Origin of the sequence: Flavobacterium cauense R2A-7 (assembly GCF_000498475.1) — a bacterium.
In the GTDB taxonomy this organism is placed as follows: domain Bacteria; phylum Bacteroidota; class Bacteroidia; order Flavobacteriales; family Flavobacteriaceae; genus Flavobacterium; species Flavobacterium cauense.
This window is the reverse complement of sequence record NZ_AVBI01000014.1, coordinates 26,146-46,334: the sequence shown is the minus strand read 5'-3', so window position 1 is coordinate 46,334 and position 20,189 is coordinate 26,146. Positions and strand designations below refer to the sequence as shown.

General features: G+C 41.8%; 12 protein-coding genes and 1 tRNA gene. 5 read left to right on the top strand and 8 right to left on the bottom strand.

The window, feature by feature from the left end; all coding sequences use genetic code 11:
• Positions 1–6: 6 nt before the first annotated feature.
• Positions 7–1,527, bottom strand: coding sequence for an HAL/PAL/TAL family ammonia-lyase (locus FCR2A7T_RS06300; RefSeq protein ID WP_023570449.1), 1,521 nt, complete (start codon positions 1,525–1,527; stop codon positions 7–9).
• Between the two features lie 117 nt (positions 1,528–1,644).
• On the opposite strand from FCR2A7T_RS06300, the gene FCR2A7T_RS06295 reads away from it, so the two are divergent.
• Entirely contained in the window at positions 1,645–2,892 is a 1,248-nt protein-coding gene (locus tag FCR2A7T_RS06295) for an NAD(P)/FAD-dependent oxidoreductase (RefSeq protein ID WP_035117799.1), read from the top strand.
• Between the two features lie 37 nt (positions 2,893–2,929).
• Here the strand turns inward: FCR2A7T_RS06295 and FCR2A7T_RS06290 are convergent, their stop codons facing one another.
• The 4 genes from FCR2A7T_RS06290 to FCR2A7T_RS06275 form a co-directional block, all read right to left on the bottom strand.
• Entirely contained in the window at positions 2,930–3,511 is a 582-nt protein-coding gene (locus tag FCR2A7T_RS06290) for a hypothetical protein (RefSeq protein WP_023570447.1), read from the bottom strand.
• Positions 3,512–3,518: 7 nt separating this feature from the next.
• On the bottom strand, positions 3,519–4,133 hold the full coding sequence (gene pth, locus FCR2A7T_RS06285; protein ID WP_051369527.1) for an aminoacyl-tRNA hydrolase: 615 nt from the start codon (positions 4,131–4,133) through the stop codon (positions 3,519–3,521).
• Between the two features lie 331 nt (positions 4,134–4,464).
• Positions 4,465–5,073, bottom strand: a complete 609-nt coding sequence (locus FCR2A7T_RS06280; RefSeq protein WP_023570445.1) for a 50S ribosomal protein L25/general stress protein Ctc — start codon at positions 5,071–5,073, stop codon at positions 4,465–4,467.
• Between the two features lie 27 nt (positions 5,074–5,100).
• Positions 5,101–6,042, bottom strand: a complete 942-nt coding sequence (locus tag FCR2A7T_RS06275) for a ribose-phosphate pyrophosphokinase (RefSeq protein ID WP_023570444.1) — start codon at positions 6,040–6,042, stop codon at positions 5,101–5,103.
• Between the two features lie 388 nt (positions 6,043–6,430).
• On the opposite strand from FCR2A7T_RS06275, the gene FCR2A7T_RS06270 reads away from it, so the two are divergent.
• The 3 genes from FCR2A7T_RS06270 to FCR2A7T_RS06260 all read left to right on the top strand — a co-directional run bounded on the left by FCR2A7T_RS06270 (position 6,431) and on the right by FCR2A7T_RS06260 (position 8,705).
• Positions 6,431–6,510 (top strand) — tRNA-Leu (locus tag FCR2A7T_RS06270).
• A gap of 110 nt (positions 6,511–6,620) precedes the next feature.
• On the top strand, positions 6,621–7,709 hold the full coding sequence (gene bioB / locus FCR2A7T_RS06265; protein WP_023570443.1) for a biotin synthase BioB: 1,089 nt from the start codon (positions 6,621–6,623) through the stop codon (positions 7,707–7,709).
• Between the two features lie 123 nt (positions 7,710–7,832).
• Positions 7,833–8,705 (top strand): cupin-like domain-containing protein, encoded by an 873-nt coding sequence (locus tag FCR2A7T_RS06260; RefSeq protein ID WP_023570442.1) that lies wholly within the window; start codon positions 7,833–7,835, stop codon positions 8,703–8,705.
• A 44-nt stretch (positions 8,706–8,749) separates the two neighbouring features.
• On the opposite strand, the gene FCR2A7T_RS06255 is transcribed toward FCR2A7T_RS06260, so the two are convergent.
• Both FCR2A7T_RS06255 and FCR2A7T_RS14750 read right to left on the bottom strand, forming a co-directional pair.
• Positions 8,750–13,024 (bottom strand): T9SS sorting signal type C domain-containing protein, encoded by a 4,275-nt coding sequence (locus FCR2A7T_RS06255; RefSeq protein WP_023570441.1) that lies wholly within the window; start codon positions 13,022–13,024, stop codon positions 8,750–8,752.
• Between the two features lie 185 nt (positions 13,025–13,209).
• The gene (locus FCR2A7T_RS14750) at positions 13,210–18,393 is read right to left on the bottom strand and encodes a T9SS sorting signal type C domain-containing protein (RefSeq protein ID WP_081709370.1); all 5,184 of its coding nucleotides are present in this window, start codon (positions 18,391–18,393) and stop codon (positions 13,210–13,212) included.
• A gap of 146 nt (positions 18,394–18,539) precedes the next feature.
• Between FCR2A7T_RS14750 and FCR2A7T_RS06245 the strand changes: the two genes are divergently transcribed.
• Positions 18,540–19,022, top strand: coding sequence for a regulatory protein RecX (locus FCR2A7T_RS06245; RefSeq protein WP_023570439.1), 483 nt, complete (start codon positions 18,540–18,542; stop codon positions 19,020–19,022).
• On the opposite strand, the gene FCR2A7T_RS06240 is transcribed toward FCR2A7T_RS06245, so the two are convergent.
• A complete protein-coding gene (locus FCR2A7T_RS06240; protein WP_035117633.1) occupies positions 19,019–20,179 on the bottom strand; it encodes a beta-ketoacyl synthase N-terminal-like domain-containing protein in 1,161 nt (386 codons plus the stop codon). The genes FCR2A7T_RS06245 and FCR2A7T_RS06240 overlap by 4 nt on opposite strands.
• Positions 20,180–20,189 lie beyond the last annotated feature (10 nt).

The following is a 20,189-nucleotide window of genomic DNA, read 5'->3' as shown; positions in this document are numbered from 1 at the left end:
AAGGTTTTATTCTGCCATTAAATACTCTTTCACTTTCTGAACAAACGGATACATCACCTGATCCTGTTTAAATTCAGGAATAATTACACGCACTTCATCGTACATTTTTCGGGTTACCGTAGAAACCTCGTCTTTAAATTCCAAAGCATCAATCGCCTGAACAATGGTAATCAATTCGATAGCCAAAACTTCAAATGCGTTTTCGATTACTTTACCGGTAATTACAGCCGCATTGGTTCCCATACTCACGATATCCTGATTGTCGTTGTTGTTCGGAATACTGTGAACATACATTGAGTTGGATAACATCTGGCTTTCCGCCGTAGTGGAAGTCGCCGTAAACTGAACACCCTGCATCCCGAAATTAAATCCTAACGTACCTAAATTCACAAACGGAGGCAAGATTTCATTTAGTTTGGAATTCAGCAAATAATTCAGCTGACGTTCCGCTAACATCGTTAATTTGGCCACAACTAATTTTAATTTATCCATTTCCAACGAGATGTAATCCCCGTGGAAATTTCCACCATGGTACACGTGTTGGTTTTTCACATCCACAATTGGGTTGTCATTGGCCGAATTGATTTCGTTTTCCAATACCGATGCCACAGTGTTTATGGTATCCAGTACCGGCCCTAGAATTTGCGGTACACAACGTAACGAGTAATATTCCTGTACTTTTTCTTTGAAAACGTCTTCGGTATTTTCACCGGTATAAAGATGATCTTCGCGTTTTCTTACCAACGCACTGTCGGTTAAATTTTCACGCATCATTTTAGCAACTTCCTGCTGACCGAAATGACGTTTGGTATTGTTTAATTCAGCCGATAAATGATCGTCATATGCCTGAACGATTTCGTTGATGGCACAAGAAAGTTTAATCGACCAGTCAAGTACTTTTTGAGCATTGTGAACATTCACAATTCCGATTCCGGTCATTACCGAAGTTCCGTTCATCAAGGCTAATCCTTCACGGATTTCCACATTGATGGGTTGCAAATTTTCAATTTCGAAAACCTCTTTTGTTGCTCTTCGTTCGCCTTTATAAAAAACCTCGCCTTCACCGATTAACGTTAACGCCAAATGGGCCAACTGAACCAAATCGCCGCTGGCTCCTACGCCGCCGTGTTCGAAAATAAGCGGTGTAATGTCACGGTTGATGAATTCCTTCATCAGGTGAATTACGGACGGATGCACTCCTGAATTCCCTAAGGAAAGTGTATTCAAACGCGCCAAGATAGCCGACTTCACACAAACCGGACTTAACGGTTTTCCGGTTCCCGAGGAATGGCTTCGAATTAAATTGTATTGCAATTGCAAACGGTCTTCGTCCTTGATGCGGTATTGCGCCATCGGTCCGAATCCGGTGTTTACTCCGTATATTACTTTATTCCCTGAGAATTCTTTTAAAAAATTAAAGCTTTCTTCCACTCGGTTTAAAACCCCGTCACTTACGGCAACTTTGTTGTTTTTAAACACGATTGCCGTGAATTCTTCCAAGCTTAAATATTCATTTATTGTATTCATTAAAACTGTATTTTTTTGCTTAAATATTATAAGCAATTTTATTTTAAAATTGAATTTATGTCTTTACATTTGAATGCTTGCAAAGGTAACATATTATTAAAAAGAAAAAAGAAAAATATGACACAGGAGTTTGTAGATGTTTTGATCATCGGTGCCGGACCTTCCGGTTGTGTTTCAGCATCTTACCTACACAATAACGGAACAAAAGTAAAAGTAGTTGAGAAAACAAAATTCCCGCGTCTTGTGGTTGGCGAAAGTCTGATTCCAAGAGTAATGGATCATTTTGACGAGGCAGGTTTGTTCCCGGCACTTGACGCGATGAACTTCGAGAAAAAACTCGGTGCACGATTCATAAGAGGGGAAGAAATTTGTGTTTTCGACTTCAGCAAAAAATTCGGAGAAGGCTGGGATTGGACCTGGCAGGTACCGAGAGCGGATTTCGACAATACGTTAGCACAGGAAGTCATTCGAAAAGGGATTGACCTGGAATTTGAAAGCGAAGTTTTGGCTGTGGAATTTAACGGAAGTGATTCGATTACTACTGTGAAAGACAAAGACGGCAACATGAAAGAAATCCATGCGAAATTCATTATTGATTCAAGTGGCTACGGACGTGTTTTACCTCGATTATTAGACTTAGATACACCATCCAAACTGGATCCACATTCTTCTATTTTCACGCACGTGAAAGACATTAACCGTCCGGAAGGCGAAGAAGGCACCTTGATTTCTTTTGATATTCTGGAAACCGAAGTTTGGTTGTGGGTAATTCCGTTTTCCAATGGCAACACCAGCTTAGGTGTTGTAGGCCCTACATCTTTCATCAATTCCCTTTCTGAAAACAAAGACAATGCCGAAGCGCTGAAAAATGCGATTCAGCTATCGGATTACTATATCAAACGTTTTGGCGGAGTAGAGTTTTTATTTGAACCGGTAAAACTGGAAAATTATTCCCGTTCGGTGAAGAAAATGTACGGCGACGGCTTTGCGTTAACCGGAAACAGTTCGGAGTTTTTGGACCCGGTGTTCTCTTCCGGAGTGGCTTTTGCTACGGAATCCGGAATGCTTTCCGCAAAACTGATTCACCGCCAGCTGAACGGAGAAAAAATTGACTGGGAAGTGGAATTCACCGAGTACATGCGAAGAGGTATTGGCGTGTTTACCACTTATGTAAAAGAATGGTACACCGGAAACCTGCAAACCTTATTTTTCCACCAGCCGGAAAATCCGGATGTGAAAGAAAAAATCTGTGCGGTTTTGGCAGGTTACGTATGGAATCAGGACAATCCGTTTGTGAAAAAACACGACAACGTGATTAAAAACATGGCTCATATGATTCAGCTCGAAAAAGAGCAGGCCAAATAAAAATAAAAACCCCGATGAAAAATCGGGGTTTTTATTTTTACAAAAATCTCTTCAACTGAATCACCATGTTTTTGGCCAGTTTTTCATAAGCGCCCGCCATTCGTTCACCTCTGTGACCGTTGTATTGATTGTCTTCCAAACCGATGGATTTCTCAAATTCCAGTGCGGCCAAAACATTCTTAGGATTCTCTGTTTCGTAAATAGTAATGATTGCGGTTATTTTAGCAGGTTCCACCACATAACCAGGATAGACCCAAACTGTTTTTACGTTCATGGTATATTGTAGGGAAGCATCTTTTACCAACTTGATTTCCCCTTTTGCAAATCGCTTGTTAAAATAAGCTATAAACTGAGGTTCGTAACGGTTTTCCCTGTCGCTGAACCATTCTTCCCTGAATTTTTCAGCTTTGCCTTCCACGTTCCTTCTTTTGTCCATTTTATCATTCAAAAAGGCCTCTTCGGTTTCATAACCGTGGACTTTCATATTCGAATAATCAAAGGTTATATTGTATTCGGAGATGCCTTTGAGATTTTTCAAATCCCCTTGCAGGAGTTCATATCGCTGGGCAGTCATTGTTGCCGAAGCCAAAAACACTAAAAAAAGGAGTACTCTTTTCATAACTGATTTATTTCCCGTTAAATTCGCTCATGGTGTTTCCCAAACCGGCCAGCGCAAACGATTTTACTGCAGCTATTGCCATATCGAGTCGCTCGGGCAAGGCTGTTTTTTCCTGATCGTCCCATTCGCCCAATACGTAATCCACCTGTTTTCCTTTTTTGAATTCGTCGCTGATGCCGAAACGGAACCGCGGATAGTCGGAAGTATTCAAGGTTTGCTGGATGCTTTTTAGTCCGTTGTGACCGCCATCGCTACCTTTGGGCTTGATGCGGATGGTTCCGAAAGGCAGATTCAGATCGTCGGTAATTACCAATACGTTTTCTTTGGCAATTTTTTCCTTTTCCATCCAGTACTGCACGGCTTTTCCGCTCAGGTTCATGTAGGTATTGGGTTTTAAAAGCAACAGCGTACGGCCTTTGATTTTACATTCGGCCAACGCCCCTAATTTTACAGTTTCAAAGGAAACACTTTCCTGTTTTGCCAAATGATCTACGACTTTGAACCCGATGTTATGACGGGTGTTGACGTATTCGGCACCGATATTACCTAAACCTACTATTAAAAATTTTTTGCTCACTTCGTTTTCATTGTTTTGTGGAGTTCGCAGAAGCTCCGATTTCATCGAATCGATTGCTTCTTTTGAAGAATTTTCTTTTTTGAAGATGTTTGTAAACCATTTCATAGCGCAAAAGTAATGTAATTTGTGAATTTGAAAATTAAAAATGTTTCCAAAAATTCAATACCGATACTCCAATAGCCCCGATTGGAGTGGCTCCCGATTTTTCATCGGGAAGAACGGAAAGCGGGAATAAGGATCCCTAATAAAGCCCGAGCGATTCGCTCCTACTAAAAATAAAAATCTGCAAACCTGAGGTAAACCAACATCGGTAAAAAAACACATAAAAAAAGTCCCGAATACATCGGGACTTTCGTGATATTGAAAAATATAGAAATTATTTTTTCTTTTTTCCTCCACCTTTTTCTGCTTTTGCAGCTTCTTGAGCAGCTTTCATTGCAGCACGAGAGATTCTCACCTGACACACTACAGTGTTGTCTGGGTGTAATAAACGGAAGTTGTTTGTAGGGATTTTAGTCACATACAATTTGTTACCCATTTCTAATGGTGTAATGTCTGCTTCTACGAAGTCAGGTAAATTTGCCGGTAAAGCTCTTACTTTTAATTTACGTTGGTTAAGACGTAAAACACCTCCTAAAAGTACCCCTGGAGAAGTTCCTGTAACTTTCACCGGTACTTCCATAGTAATTTCTTTGTCATCGTGTAATTGATAAAAATCCATGTGTAAGATTTTATCAGATACCGGATGAATCTGAATGTCCTGAAGAATAGCGTTGAATGATTTTCCGCCTTCCAACTCAATCACTACAGTGTGTACGTTTGGAGTGTAAACCAAGTTTTTAAATGCTTTTTCCTCTGCTGAGAAATGTACTGGTTGATCTCCTCCGTATAACACGCAAGGAACCATTCCAGCATTACGTACCGCTTTTGTTGAAGCTTTGCCCACGCTTTCTCTTTCTGATCCTTTAATCGTAATTGATTTCATTTGAACTATTTAAATATTAATAAAATACTACATTAAAAATTTACCGCTGATTGAGTTGTTGTTTTGCACCATGTGCATTACTTCTGCAAATAGTGGCGCACAACTTATCGCTCTAATCTTTTCGCTTTGTTGTTTCAAAGGAATCGAATCGGTAACTATTAACTCTTTAATTTGTGAGTTTTCAATTTTTTCGTAAGCGCCTCCGGATAAAATCGCGTGCGTACAAATTGCTCTCACGCTTAACGCACCTCTTTCCATCATCATGTCGGCTGCTTTTGCCAAGGTGCCTCCGGTGTCGATCATATCGTCTACCAAAATCACATTTCTTCCTCTTACATCTCCGATCAGCTCCATTGTATCAATTACGTTAGCCGCTTTTCTTTGTTTGTAACAGATTACCACATCGGATTCTAAAAATTTAGAATACGCATAAGCTCTTTTAGAACCACCCATATCCGGTGATGCAATCGTTAAATTCTCTAAATTTAAACTTCTCACATACGGAAGGAAAATGGTTGAGGCAAACAGGTGGTCTACCGGTTTTTCGAAGAAGCCCTGAATCTGATCGGCGTGTAAATCCATCGTCATGATTCTTGTAGCTCCTGCGGTTTCCAATAATTTGGCTACCAGTTTTGCTCCTATCGGCACTCTCGGTTTGTCTTTTCGGTCCTGACGCGCCCATCCGAAATACGGAATTACAGCGGTAATGTGTCGGGCCGAAGCTCGTTTAGCTGCATCAATCATCAACAAAAGCTCCATCAAATTGTCGGCGCTTGGAAATGTCGAGCAAACTAAAAACACGCGTAATCCGCGGATTGACTCTTCAAAAGACGGCTGAAACTCGCCATCACTATATTTTGAGAACGTTACCTTGCCCAGCTCCACACCGTAATGTGCTGCTATTTTCTCAGCAAGATAGACACTTTGTGAACATGCAAATATCTTTGCTTCCGGTTCAATGTGTGACATTTTAATTCGTTGTTATGTAGTTAGTTAGTGTTGTGTCGCGTTAACGAGGTGCAAATTTAGAAATTAAATTCAACTCTGAAAGCAATTTTTTCTTTTATTTTTTGATTGTTTGAAGAATTTTTATTTACATTTGCACCCACAAATTGAAACAATCAATTGTTCAGATGTTTTTGTTTTAGCTTTTTTGAAAACAGATTTATTTGAATTTGAAAAATAGATTCTTCACTGGTTTTCCAAACATCGAATTCTATTCTTCATTTGCCCGGATGGCACAACTTTAATTAATTTTTTCTAAAAATTAGTAAGTAAAACATCCAGCAAAAACGCCCGGATGGCTTATCTTTAATTAATTTTTCTAAAAAATTTAAAAGAACCATCCAATCCATTAGCCCGGATGGCGGAATTGGTAGACGCGCACGACTCAAACTCGTGTACTTAGGTGTGTGGGTTCGATTCCCACTCCGGGTACTAAACCTCTCAGCAATGAGAGGTTTTTTTATTTCCGACAATCCCCCTTCAACAAAATTTTTTACTTCGTTCCTAATTGCCTATTTTTGAACCGAACAAACTAATGATGTATGAGTACAACAACTAGACACAATTGGACCAAAGAAGAAATCATTGCGATATACAATAAACCTTTAATGGATTTGCTTTACGAAGCCGCTTCCGTTCACCGTGTAAATCACGACCCGAATGTAGTGCAGGTTTCTACTTTATTATCCATCAAAACAGGCGGTTGCCCGGAAGATTGCGGGTATTGTCCGCAAGCCGCACGTTATCATACCGATATCGAAGGCAACGACTTAATGTCGGTTTCACAGGTAAAAGCACAAGCCTTGCGTGCAAAATCAGGAGGATCGTCCCGCGTATGTATGGGTGCCGCCTGGAGAAACGTAAAAGACGGACCGGAATTCGATCAGGTTTTGGAAATGGTGCGTACCATCAACAAGTTAGACATGGAAGTATGTTGTACTTTAGGAATGCTAACCGAAAACCAAGCACACCGTTTGGCAGAAGCAGGATTGTATGCCTACAACCACAATTTAGACACTTCCGAAGACTATTATAAAGAAGTAATCTCCACCAGAGGATTCGAAGACCGTTTGCAAACCATTGAAAATGTTCGTAAAACGAATGTTACGGTTTGTAGTGGCGGAATCATCGGAATGGGAGAAAGCATCGAAGACCGTGCGGGAATGTTAGTTGCCCTGTCGACTTTAAACCCACAACCGGAATCGGTGCCAATCAATGCTTTGGTGGCCGTAGAAGGTACTCCAATGGAAGACGAAAAACCGGTAGAAATCTGGGAAATGATCCGTATGGTTGCTACAACCCGTATCGTGATGCCGGAAACTCAGGTACGTCTTTCTGCAGGAAGAACCCAAATGTCGCGAGAAGGACAGGCGATGTGTTTCTTTGCAGGAGCGAACTCGATTTTCGCCGGAGACAAATTATTAACCACACCAAACCCGGATGTAAACGAAGACATGAAAATGTTTGAAATGTTAGGATTACAGCCTCAGAAACCATTCATCAAACTGATGCAGCCGGAAACCGTGGAAGCGGAAGATTCTAAATTCCAGGCGTTAGGCGAAAAACCAAAATGGTCGCGTCCGGAACACAAAATCGAAAGAAACCTGGAAGCTCAGGCGAAAGGAAAATAATTTTCTTTCCACATTTAATTGACATAGAATACTTTATACAATACATTAAAGATTTTTCTTAACTTTGCTCTTAGCTGCCCCGCTAAGAGCATTTTTTTTTGCAAATCCTTTTAATCGCCGAATATGAAGTTACAGTTAACCGAAATAGCGCGTGTAAAAACCATTTCCAAAGAAGATTTTTACAACCATTATGTAAAAAAGCAAATTCCTCTCGTGATTGAGCAATTGACCACAGATTGGCCGGCTTACGAGAAATGGAATCTTAACTACATCAAAAGCATTGCCGGAGAAAAAACGGTTCCGTTGTATGACGACCGCCCCGTTTCCCATACCGACGGTTTCAACGAAGCGCATGCGGAAATGAAAATGAGCGATTACATCGACTTATTACAATCAGAGCCGACGAATTACCGCATCTTTTTGTACAATCTGATGAAACAGGTGCCCCAACTGCAAAACGACTTCATATGGCCCGATATCGGCCTAAAACTAATCAAGCAGTTGCCAATGCTGTTCTTTGGCGGTGAAAATTCGAAAGTCTTTATTCATTACGACATTGACTATTCGAATATTCTGCATTTTCACTTTCACGGAAAAAAGCAATGTATTCTTTTCGCACCCGACCAAACCCCATTTCTCTACAAAGTGCCGCACGCCTTGATTTCAAGGGAAGACATTGATTACGACAATCCGGATTTCGAAAAATGGCCGGCCTTAAAACAGGCAAAAGGATTGATATGCAATTTAAATCATGGCGAAATGCTCTACATGCCGGAAGGATACTGGCACTACATGAAATACCTGACACCCGGTTTTTCCATGAGTCTGCGCGCGTATCCGCGAAAACTAAGCAGTTTTTATTATGCGGTTTACAACATCGTGGTAATGCGTCATTTTGACGAACTGATGCGCAAATGGAAAGGGCAACAATGGATTGATTACAAAAACGAGCAGGCCATTGTGAGAACCCACAAAAAACTGAACCTCCCTAAATAAAAAATCCCGATACAAATCGGGATTTCTTATTTTATATTTTGCGATTAATAAACAACCTTCTTGGTTACCACTCGTCCGTTCTCTAAAATCACCTTAACGATTAAGGCACTTTGCGAAGGCATTATGTTACTTACTGCCGTTGCTTTTTCACGGATGTTTTTCTTTTCAGCAATTACCCGTCCGGATACATCATACACGGTTATACTCTTAATCTGTTCCGAAGAAGAAGTAACATTAATACCTTTATCAGCATAAATCAGCACCGAATTTGTTACGGCTTCGAAATCGGAATTTGACAGAGTCGCATTGGTAAAACGCAACACGAATCGGTCGTTAAATTCTCCCACTGGTGAAGAAAACACATAACCTGAAGTTTTCAAATCATGGATAACATTCAATTGTCGGTCTTCCAGATAAACATTCTGATTCTTTAAGATTCCCTCAACCATATCGATTGAAATAGTATAGGTTGTTTCAAAATTCGACTGGAATCCTAATACTACAAAATCATTCACTTCAAAAGCTCCCCTTCCCTGAATCTTGTATTTTTCACCTTCTATTATGGAATAAAGCGCTGCCGGTGTATTGGTTTTGGTATACGGACCATCATAACCATAATCCACACCGGAAGTAGCCTCAGAAAAGAAACCGGTTAACACCTGACTGAAAACGCCTTGAGTATTGGTCAAGTTAAGCCAAATTCTGTCGCGTTCCATAGTGGCACCTGCTTCACTTCTGTAAAAATTTGAATTGGCATAGGACCCACTTCGCATACTGTTATTGAAAACAACATTTCCGTTTACGGAAGCATCTACCTGAAACCCTTGTCCCGAAGCAATGAAACCGTTAGGCTGCGTGGTATTTCCCGTTCCGGTTGCTGCCGTAGCCGTTCCTCCGGAAAGATTGTAATATGCAAAATCATTCGGACTGTACTGACCTCCCGTCATATTGCCCACATGCGTCCAAAAATAAAGCGTTCCTGAAATCACCCCTGCATTGGCATTGATAAAATCATTAGCACTGATAGAGGACGGATACGGATTTCCGATTAAATTAAAATCGTCGTTATTTTTTGTATTGTCTAAACTCAGATTTACCGGAATATTGATAATTCCGTTGTTTACTTTCCCGTTGAAAACCACACTGGCCTGTCTAGGAAAAACACCCGACACATCTGCCATTGCAGCATACCCTCTTCCCGGAGTCATCGCTTCAGCCTGTGGTGTAAACACCCATGCATCACCATTATCATCTCGAGTATCATTATTATCGTCTCTGAAATTAGCTGCATTTAACTTGTAAATCGCCGCTTGATTCCATCCCGATAATACATTACCGATAGTGGTAGCCGCAACCGGTGAAGACCAAAACGTATAATCGTAACGGTCAAAAGAGGCCGATGTTTTGTTTATTGTTGTGGTACCGTTATTGGTCACCACTCCGGCATCATTGGTCATTACCAAAGATCCATTATGAAGTACGTTTAGCGTTCCGGCAGCATTTACCGTTAGATCTCCGGTGATTTCCACGTAATTATTAGCACCGATTGTAAGCGTATTTCCGCCATTAACAATTAAACTACAGCAAGTAAAACTTCCATTGGTAGCCGTATTGTAATTTCCGCTGATGGTAGCCACTTTCTTTTTAGAAGGGGTTCCGTTAGACCATGCCGCTCCGTTCCAAGTGGTTGTTATATCGCCACAAGTCCAGAAAGAACCGGTAAACATACCGCGACCAAAGGTTGCTGCTAAAATAGTTTTATCGATGGCGCGATAATCGAAAGACATTACTTTTACATCGCTCATTCCGTTATAAGACTGTACCCAATTCGGACTGGCCGCTGTAAAATTAGCCGTTCTCCAAACTCCTAATTCGGTTCCGACGATTACTTCATTTGCATTTCCCGGATTTTGTAAAATACATTTCACCGGCAGGTTAGGCAAGTCGCCTTCCTTATTTTGCCAGCTGGTTCCTCCATTGGAAGAATACCAAACGCTGGTTACTCCATAATTATGAAACGTTACAAAAATATCGTTGGTCGTGTTACCAAAACGAATGTCGGACACCGCACCTACCCAAGATGCGTCTCCAACCGAAGACCATGCCGGAGCACCACCGTTGGCACCCGTAATTTTAAGCAATCTTCCGGTAGCCGTACCCACGAATAAGGTTGTAGGTGTAAAAGGATTCACACGGAAGAATGTCGGCACCTGATTTAACAAGGCGTTACTCAAAGTAGCTGTTGCTGTTGTACTGGCTGCGCCTAGTGTATACCTGTAAATCTGATAGGTGGCACCGGAAGAACCATTGGCATATAAAATATCATTAGCACTATCCAAACCGCACTGATTCACGAAATCACCATCGGCTTGATTGTTCGCAATATCATACACCCATCCGCCATTAATATTGTGTCGGCTATAAACGTTGTACACGTAAGAAGAAATCATGTATTGATCTCCGGTATCGGTAAAATTCCAACAACCATCCCCACCATTAATTTCAGTTGCTCCAGAAATCCCAGCCGGTGCATTATTGATAAATTGCGTACCGTTATCCTGAGCGCCCGCCATTAATTTTTGGGTTGCACCGGTTTGGTTGATCGCCCCCATGTAAAACTGCGTCACGTTATAACCGTTATTACGTTCTGAAATGGTTGTTCCCGAATCGTTACTGTAATACACTCCTCCGTCGTTTCCGAAAACCATACGGGATGTTGTGGCAAAGGTCATACAATGCTGATCGGAATGCACGCCGTCTAAAGCGCCGTTTACTCCGGTCCAATCGGTTAATTGTGTCCAGGAAGTTCCGCTGTTAGTGGTTTTGAAAATCTCAATACCTCCTACAAAGACATTGGCATCATTGGTAGGATCAACCCCTATCATTAAATCGTAAAAATTCTGACCTCGGGTAAAATCGTTTGCGGCCGGCGGTTGTCTTCCGATACTCGTCGGAATCGTAACCGCTGTATTTACTGTTGCAAAACCGTCGGTAGACATTTTTATTTTAACTGGAGCAGCTGCCGCCACACGATCTTCCAACAAAACATACATTTTGCCTGCTGTGGTTTTGGAACACGCTACTTCCACCCTTCCGTTGGTACCGAAATTCCTTACATTGGTCCACGCACTTCCGTTAGATGTTTTAAACAACATCCCTCCAGCTGTTCCGTAAGTATAATTGTATTTTGTTCCCATGAAAAGATTCCCGTTCATGTCGATATCAAAACTATTGGGTGCATAGAAACGAGAAGAGCCATCGATGAAAGGAGCACCCGTCATTCGGGCGAAATTTGTTCCGTCCGTGCTGCGGTACAAACCAATGGTATTCAGACCCAACCATGCCCAACCCGGACCTGCCGCTACCTGTTCGCTGTAGTTCATCGCATCGGCGCCAAAGAAAACTTCCGTTTGGTTGGTTGTTGGATTGTTCCAGGCGATAATATCCTGAATGTACACAATATTATTATTTACATTCGCTCCCGGTGTTCCGAAAATTCGTGCCCAATTGTTTCCGCCATCGGTAGATTTATATACACCGTTTCCGTTTACCGAACCCCAAGTATATACTTCACCGGTACCCAAATACATAATCTGCGAATTGTTCGGATCCACGGTGATACAGGTTATGGAAAGATTACTCGGAACGCCGTTTACCCGTTGCCATTGTGTGGCAGCCGAAGTGATATCATTGTTTACCCATAAACCACCGCTTACACCTCCGGCAAACACTTTAACGGTAGAGCCGGGAGCGAAAAGCAAGGCACGCGTTCTTCCTCCTACGTTATTGGGTCCGCGTTCTTCCCATGGATTATCTGCATCTTCACCCGGAGATTTCATCGCTTTGCGCATCTCAGTCAATTCGTCGTTAAGTGCAAATAATGCTTCCGGTTGCGGACGTCCCAAAACAGGATTCATACTGTAGAGCCAATCCTGCTCGTTGTAAGCATTTGGCGGCATTCCTATTTTTTTTCGTTCCGCTTTTGACAAAACCATTGCTTTACGCATAGGATGATTTTCTAAAATATAAGAATAGCGTTCCCGCAGTTTGTTTACGGAATCCAATTCTTTATCGGAATAAGTATTAGGTAAAACCTCTTTTTTAAGAGGAAGCGATTTTAAATGTTGTGATTTTGGCCTCTTCTTGTTTTCGGCATACGTTTCTTTGACTGTCGTATTTGTCTGTACAACCGTTTTTTTAAGTATTGGTTTTGCTTCCGGGATTGATGTTTCCTTACTGTTTCTGTTCCAGAAAAAAGTCAGAGCAACCGCAGACAAAACAAAAATTAAAGCAGCACCCTTACGCATTTTATTATTCATAACTCCTACTATAGATTTGGAACACAAATATATATTTTTTAACAATTAGAATACAAATTATCAAAAAAAATCACAAAACGTTATAAATAAGAATTTACCTAACAATTTAACAAGCATCTTAGCAGCGTAATAAAACAAAAAAGGTTGCCCAATGGACAACCTTTTTTGTTTTGATATCGTAAACTTTAGTAGAGTACTTTCTTCGTAACGGTTTGACCGTTTTCCAAAGTTACTTTTACTATTAAAGCACTTTGTGTAGGTCTTACGTTGGTAAGCACAGTTTCTTTATGGTTTACATTTCTCTTATCGGTGATTAAACGACCTAAAACATCGTATACCACCACATCTTTGATACGCTCTAAAGATGAAGTCACTGTAATGCCCTGATTCGCATAAATAATCACGGAATTTGCAGTGGATTGGAAATCATCGTTACCTAATGTGTTATTTGTAAAACGTAATACAAATCGGTTGTTGAATTCACCTGCTGGTGTAGAGAATACGTAATTAGACGCTTTCAGATCATGAATTACATTCAACTGTAAATCTTCAAGGTAAACATTCTGATTGGTTAGTACACCTTGGATATCCCCGATAGAAACTGTATATGTTTTTTCATACGCCGAACGGAAACCTAACGGAATTCTGTCGTTCACATCAAAAGCGCTTCTTCCCTGAATTTTATAAGGTGTATTCCCAATCATGGAATAGAAAGCCGCATAGGTTGGCGATTTGGTATAGTAACCATCATAACCTCTGTCTACGCCCATAGTAGCCTGCGGGAAGAATCCGATTAACTGCTGACTGAAAATACCTTCTGAATTCGTAAGATTCAACCAGATACGGTCTTTCTGAGGTGCTGGACCTGCAGTTGCATCACGGTAAAAATCAGTATTGATGTGCGTTTTGTTACGCATTGCATTGTTAAAGGTTACAAAAGTAGCTGCATCAGCATCGACTTGGAAGCCTTGACCAGAAGCGATAAATCCGCTTGGCGCATTGCTGTTTCCGTTACCGGACAACAAACCGGCTCTTGTTCCGGTTCCTCCTGCCAAATTGTAATAAGCAAAATCATCCGGACTGAAATTCATGTTCATCGGACCAGGATTGATGGCTGCTACCTGAATATTACCTTCATGTGTCCAGAAATAAAGCGTTCCTGAAATATCCGGATTCGCAGTAATAAACGCATCAGCACTAATCGCAGAAGGATAAGGATTACCGATAAGGTTAAAATCATCATTGGCTTTCGTGTTATCCAAACTCAGGGCAATAGGTTGCGTAACAACACCGTTGTTAACCGCACCGCTATAAACCGCTCCTTGCTGTGCAGGGAAAGTCTGTGCAATTTTACCCATGGCCGCATACCCTCTGCCTGCCGACATAATTTCCGCTTGTGGGGTAAACACCCATGCATCCATATTGTCATCGTGAGAATCGTTATTATCATCGCGGAAAGCAGCCGTATTCAGTTTAAAAATATAATTCGTTTGCCATTGACTGAAAATACTGATTGGTGCATTTGCAACCGGTGACGACCAGAACGTATAATCGTATTTATCGAACAATGTACTCATTTTTCGCACATTGGTAGTTCCGTTATTGGTTACCACACCGGTATCGCTCACCATAATCAGTGACCCCTGGTTTTGAACTTCAAGTGTACCATTAACTGTTAAATCGTTTTGGATTAACACATAGTCGGTATCTTTAATATCTAAAGTATATGTTGCATTAATCTGCAAACTACAACATTCGAAATCACCGTTCACGGCAGTGTTATAATTTCCGTTGATGATCGCCAACTTACTTACTGTTGGCACTCCGTTGGACCATGCTGTTCCGTTCCAGGTTGTAGCATTCGAATCTGCAATTTTCACAGCATTCGTTGCAGTATAACAAGTTGCTAAATTCTCTCTGATCTGACAGTAATATTGGTAATTTACAACCGTTGCAACTGATGATATAGTTAAAGACGCCGTTGTTGCACCACTATAAATACCCCCATCAGTTACAGCCGTCCAAGTTGCACTTCCCGGCGCAACATAATACCATTGATACGCTAACGTTAATCCGCCGGCATAACCTTCCGTTCCCGCTGTTGTTAATGTTGCCGATGTTGTACCACATGTTGGTGAATAAGTTGGCTGTGCCGTTACTATTGGTGTAGTTCCTGTAGAAGATGGCAGTACTAATCCGGCACTCGGGTAACATTCACCCGCAATTAAAGGCGTCGTACTCCAGTCTGCCGCAACATAAGAAACTCTTGCGCTTAACGCCCCTGTGTTTCGCACCATATAGTAACCCGGTGCAGTAGGATACGTATCCACATCGTCGATAATAACCGTTCCGGCGGCATTTCTTAACTGAATACCGTCATCTTCATTAAATCCGCCATCTATAGTACCGTTTGTTGATGCCGGTCCGCAACTACCTACAGAAACTTTTAATATTCCTAAAGCTCCCGGAGCAATGGTACCCGTTAAATTAGCATAATCAATTTCATTGCCATCATCATGAATACTTGTTCTCCAAAGAGTATAATTTGTTAAATCAACGGTAGCTGCCGTTCCATTGTATAGTGTTATGAATCCACCCGAACCGGTTTTTTCGTCGTGAATATCATAAATAATTAAATCCGTAGTAGTAGCAGCTCCTTCACATGAAGTATTGTTTTTAGTGATAATTACATAAGCATTATCAACAGCACAAGGCTGACTGTCTTTTACAGACAACATCCCTGAAGTTGCGCCTGCCGGTATAACAACCACCATTTGAGTTCCTGTATTTGAAACTATTGTCGCATTCACTCCGGAAAAAGTTACCGTTGCCCCTGTTAAACCGGTTCCGTTAATAGTAACTTCTGTTCCTACCGGACCCGATGTTGGTGTAAATGATGTTACCGTATGCGTCGGAACACAAGCTGATAAAACATTTATAGTATAATCTTCAACTTCACCATACGTAAAGTTTGCGCCTCCGTTACACGAATTTGATACCGTTCCGTCAACCACAATTACTCGCATTCTGGTATTTCCGGTTAAAGCTGTAACCGGAGGCGTAATGGTTCCTGTAGCAGTAAAACTGGTTGCAACTGCCGTATAAGTCATCGGGATAGTCTCTCCGGCATCTAACCAGTCTCCATCCTGATTCCAATCCACAAAAGCATAAACATTATCAGTAGTATAAGATGGTGTTATCGTTACCGATATAGGCGTACCCGAACCAATTGTTGTATTGGCAACCTGAGCCGTATAATTAGCATACCCGCTACTTGCTGTATTGTTATTAATATCTGTACCAACCGTTACGTTGGAAATATGTTCAAAACTGGTATTGGTTGCTGTTAAAGTACAATATACCAAGTTAGGTGTCTGACAAACGGAAACGCCGTCGCTCCAAGTATTCGAATTAATATCCCTAACAAATACTTTATAGCAATAATTTAATCCGTTTGTTAAACCGGTAACCGTCACACCAGTTCCGGTACCTTTGTATACTACCTGATTAGCCCCAGAGTAAACTGTATTAGCTGTATATGCAGAACCATCACCCGAAGGCGTAAAAACTACAGCACCCTGATTGGCAACAACCAAATACTCATTACAAGCGGTAGGTGTAGGACGAGTCCATGACAGAGCCGATTGTCCGCCCGCTATCGATGCTGCTAAAGCTGAAACTTCCGGAACGTCTACGGTTACATTCGTAACCCTCCACGAACCAGGACTGTTGATTCCATTGGACCAGCCGGTTTGGGCAGCCCCAATATAAGCCACAACAGTAAACGAATAATTAGATAAATTGGTCAATCCTGTTATAGTCGCAGAAGTACCAGCACCTTTATAAACACACTTCCCTAAAGAAGGCGTTACCACTGTTGCCAATGAAAAATCGGAATTTGCCGTATACAAACTCGCGTTTCCGGGAGTCCCTGACGCTGGAGCAGTCGCTCCCGCTAATGCAAAAACCATGTATCCGTCCGGCGGAGTTCCTGTTGATGCCGTCCATGTTATGACTGTACTTGTATTTCCATAACATGCCGTAACTGCAGTTGCATTATTTGGAGCCGTATTATTAACGGTTAAAGTTGCATTATTTGAGGTTACGCTACCACAAGGCGCAGCCCCACTCACTACGCAATGATACTGATAGCCATCCATCGCCAAAGTTGTTGCGGGTGTGGTATAGGAATTTGTTGTACCTCCGGTACCTGAACTGACATTATTCCAAACCGTTCCTCCATCAGTGGAGAATTGCCACTGATAAGTCAACCCAGTACCTGCAGCCGTAACCGTAAAAGTTTTGGTAGCAGGAACATTCGCAGTTTGACTAACCGGATGAACCGATATACTTATTGGCGTATTCACCGTCATTACAATACTGCTTTGTGCCGACCAACAACCGGTTGTGTTATTTCTAGAGCGCACATAATAAGTTCCTGAAGTCGCAACATTATAAGTGGATGCTGTTGAAGATGTTGTACTGACTCCGTTGCTGGTTGTTCCTTGCCAATAATAGGTTTCTCCAGCTGGCGGCACCATTACATTTAGCGTAGTCGCACCACAAGAAGGATTTGCAACTGCCGTAGGCGCTGGCGGTGCAGCAGGCAACGCATTTACGGTAACCCCTCCGGAAACATTACTTGTAACCGGCGCTCCACAAGCAGCCGTAACCACGCAATAATAATATAAAGTTCCCGCAACAGCGGTTGAAGGTGTATAACTTGCACTTGTTGCGCCTGCGATAAGTGTTCCCCCTACATTTGAGTTAGCAGCATTACTATACCATTGGTAAGTTAAAGTTGTACCCGTAGCAGTTACCGACAAAGCCGTAGCTGCCGAACTCTGACAAAGGTTTTGAACCGTTGTTGAAGGTTGTCCTGTTATGGCCGCAGCTGTACATCCAGCGCTCGCTGTTATGGAAACATCATCCATTGTCATATTAGAAGTCCCTTTAGTAAATCTCCAACGAACAAATCTAGAAGCAGCATTTAGAGTATATGGCCCTCTAGTTGCACAAGTCGTAGGTAGATCTGTAGACCCAGACAAATTAACTACCGTAGAATAGGCGACTCCATCTGCCGACTCTTCCACCAATAAAGAGGATGTTGTTGCCGCGTTCGATTTCACAACAAAAGTTAACTGATTTGGACTCGCGTTAAAATTCACAATTTTCAAATCACCTGTTGTATCAAATTTGGCCCCATTACTACCAGAACAAGCGAAAATAGTCAAATAATTATCCAATGGTGAATCTGTCCAACCAATGGGAGTTACATCCCAAGCAGTTCTAGTAAGCGGTAAAGATGCCTGCCCCCAACCCAAGGTTGCGGAGAATAAAAAGGATAATAATAGTAATTTAAATTTCATACGATTTGAGGTAAAATTTTAAATAATTTCCTATATTTAGTCCGCTTTTTACAAACCTTTTCACAAAAAGCGGGCATCAAAGGTACATATTTTCAACAGAATTTCAAGTACTTACGATTAATTTAATGTTAAGTTATGAGCAATTTATGAACACCGACCCTATAAAATCCTTTACGGTAGACGAAGCCAAGCGAAAACTGGAGTATTACTGCAGCTATCAGGAGCGCTGTCATTATGAAGTGGTGGAGAAATTGCGTGGGATGAACATGATTCCGCAGGTAGTGGATACGATTGTGGTGCACCTCATCGAAAATAATTTCCTGAACGAGGAACGTTTTGCCCAAAGTTTTGCCCGTGGGAAACACAACATTAAAAAATGGGGAAAAGTCCGCATTGTGAACGAACTGAAATTCCGCAACATTTCCAAATACAATATCGAAAAGGCGCTGAAAGAAATCCCACAGGAAATTTATCTGAACACGTTTCATGAAACCGCCCAAAAACACTGGGATTCGATTAAGGAAACCAATCTTCAGAAAAAGAAAAAGAAATTTTGCGATTACTTACTCCGCAAAGGATTTGAAAGCCATTTGATTTTTGAAAAACTTAACGATTTATCCGAAAACTAAAGCGGTCCGGACAACAGCACACTTACTGCATTTCCGCCAAATCCAACCGCATTTACCAAAATCTTACGGATGGTTTTACGTTGTGGCTGTTCTTTAGCAAAAGGAACCGGAATAAATTGCTGATGTTGCAGCATGAAAACCGCCATCTCCAGACTTAAAATCCCGGACGACCCAAACGTATGCCCGATTTTCCATTTGTTAGTGGTAAGCATCGGCAAATTATCACCAAATACATTTTGAATCGCCTTATATTCCGACAAATCCCCTTTAATCGTTCCCGGCGCGTGCATTACAATCGCATCAATTTCGGTTAACGGAATGTCGCCAATCGCCATGCGCATCGATTTTTTAAAACAGTCGGCCTCCGTGGAAATGGAAATTCCATGCTCCAGAATATCCGTTGCATAACCGATTCCTTCCACATACGCTAACGCCTTTTCATGTCGACCCATTTCGAGGCAAACCACTCCGGCACCTTCTCCTAAAACCATGGTGTTTTTGTCTTTTTCCAAATCAAAAGCCTTGCACGGATAGTCGCTTTTGTCAGTGGAATAAATCTTTAACGCCTGCATCTGCGCGAGGGTAAACGGAGTTAGCGGGGCTTCACTTCCGCCAATCAAAAACTTATCTGCCATTCCGGCGCGCAGCCATGCTACGCCATTTAACAACGCATGCAAAGCCGTGGAACAAGTAATGGAATGTGATATTTCCGGACCAGTCGCTTTTAAATCATGCGCCACCCAAGACGAAATGTTCCCCATGGTGGTGGTTGGAGAAGCCAACGTTGACGTTTTTCCCGTGGTTACAAACTCTTCGTGAAAATTTTCAAACAGTTCGGTTGCCCCGCGGGACGATCCGATATTGATGCCGAAAACATCTTTTGCTGTCCATCCGGCCTGTTCTACTGCCATTCGGGAAGCCAGCATCGCATACAAAACCGAATGGTCCAGCGATTTGTACTTGTGATCCGAGGCTTTCAAATCAGCAACCATTTGTTGCAACGAAGCAGGCAGCGACGCCACCGGCAGATGGTACGCCCCAATTTGTCGCTCTTTAACAGCGGTCGTACTTTTGAGGTATTCGTTCCAAATCGATTCGGGCTGATTTCCCAACGAAGAAAAAGAGGCTAAGGCGGTGATGGCAATGGATTTCAAAATCTAAATTTTT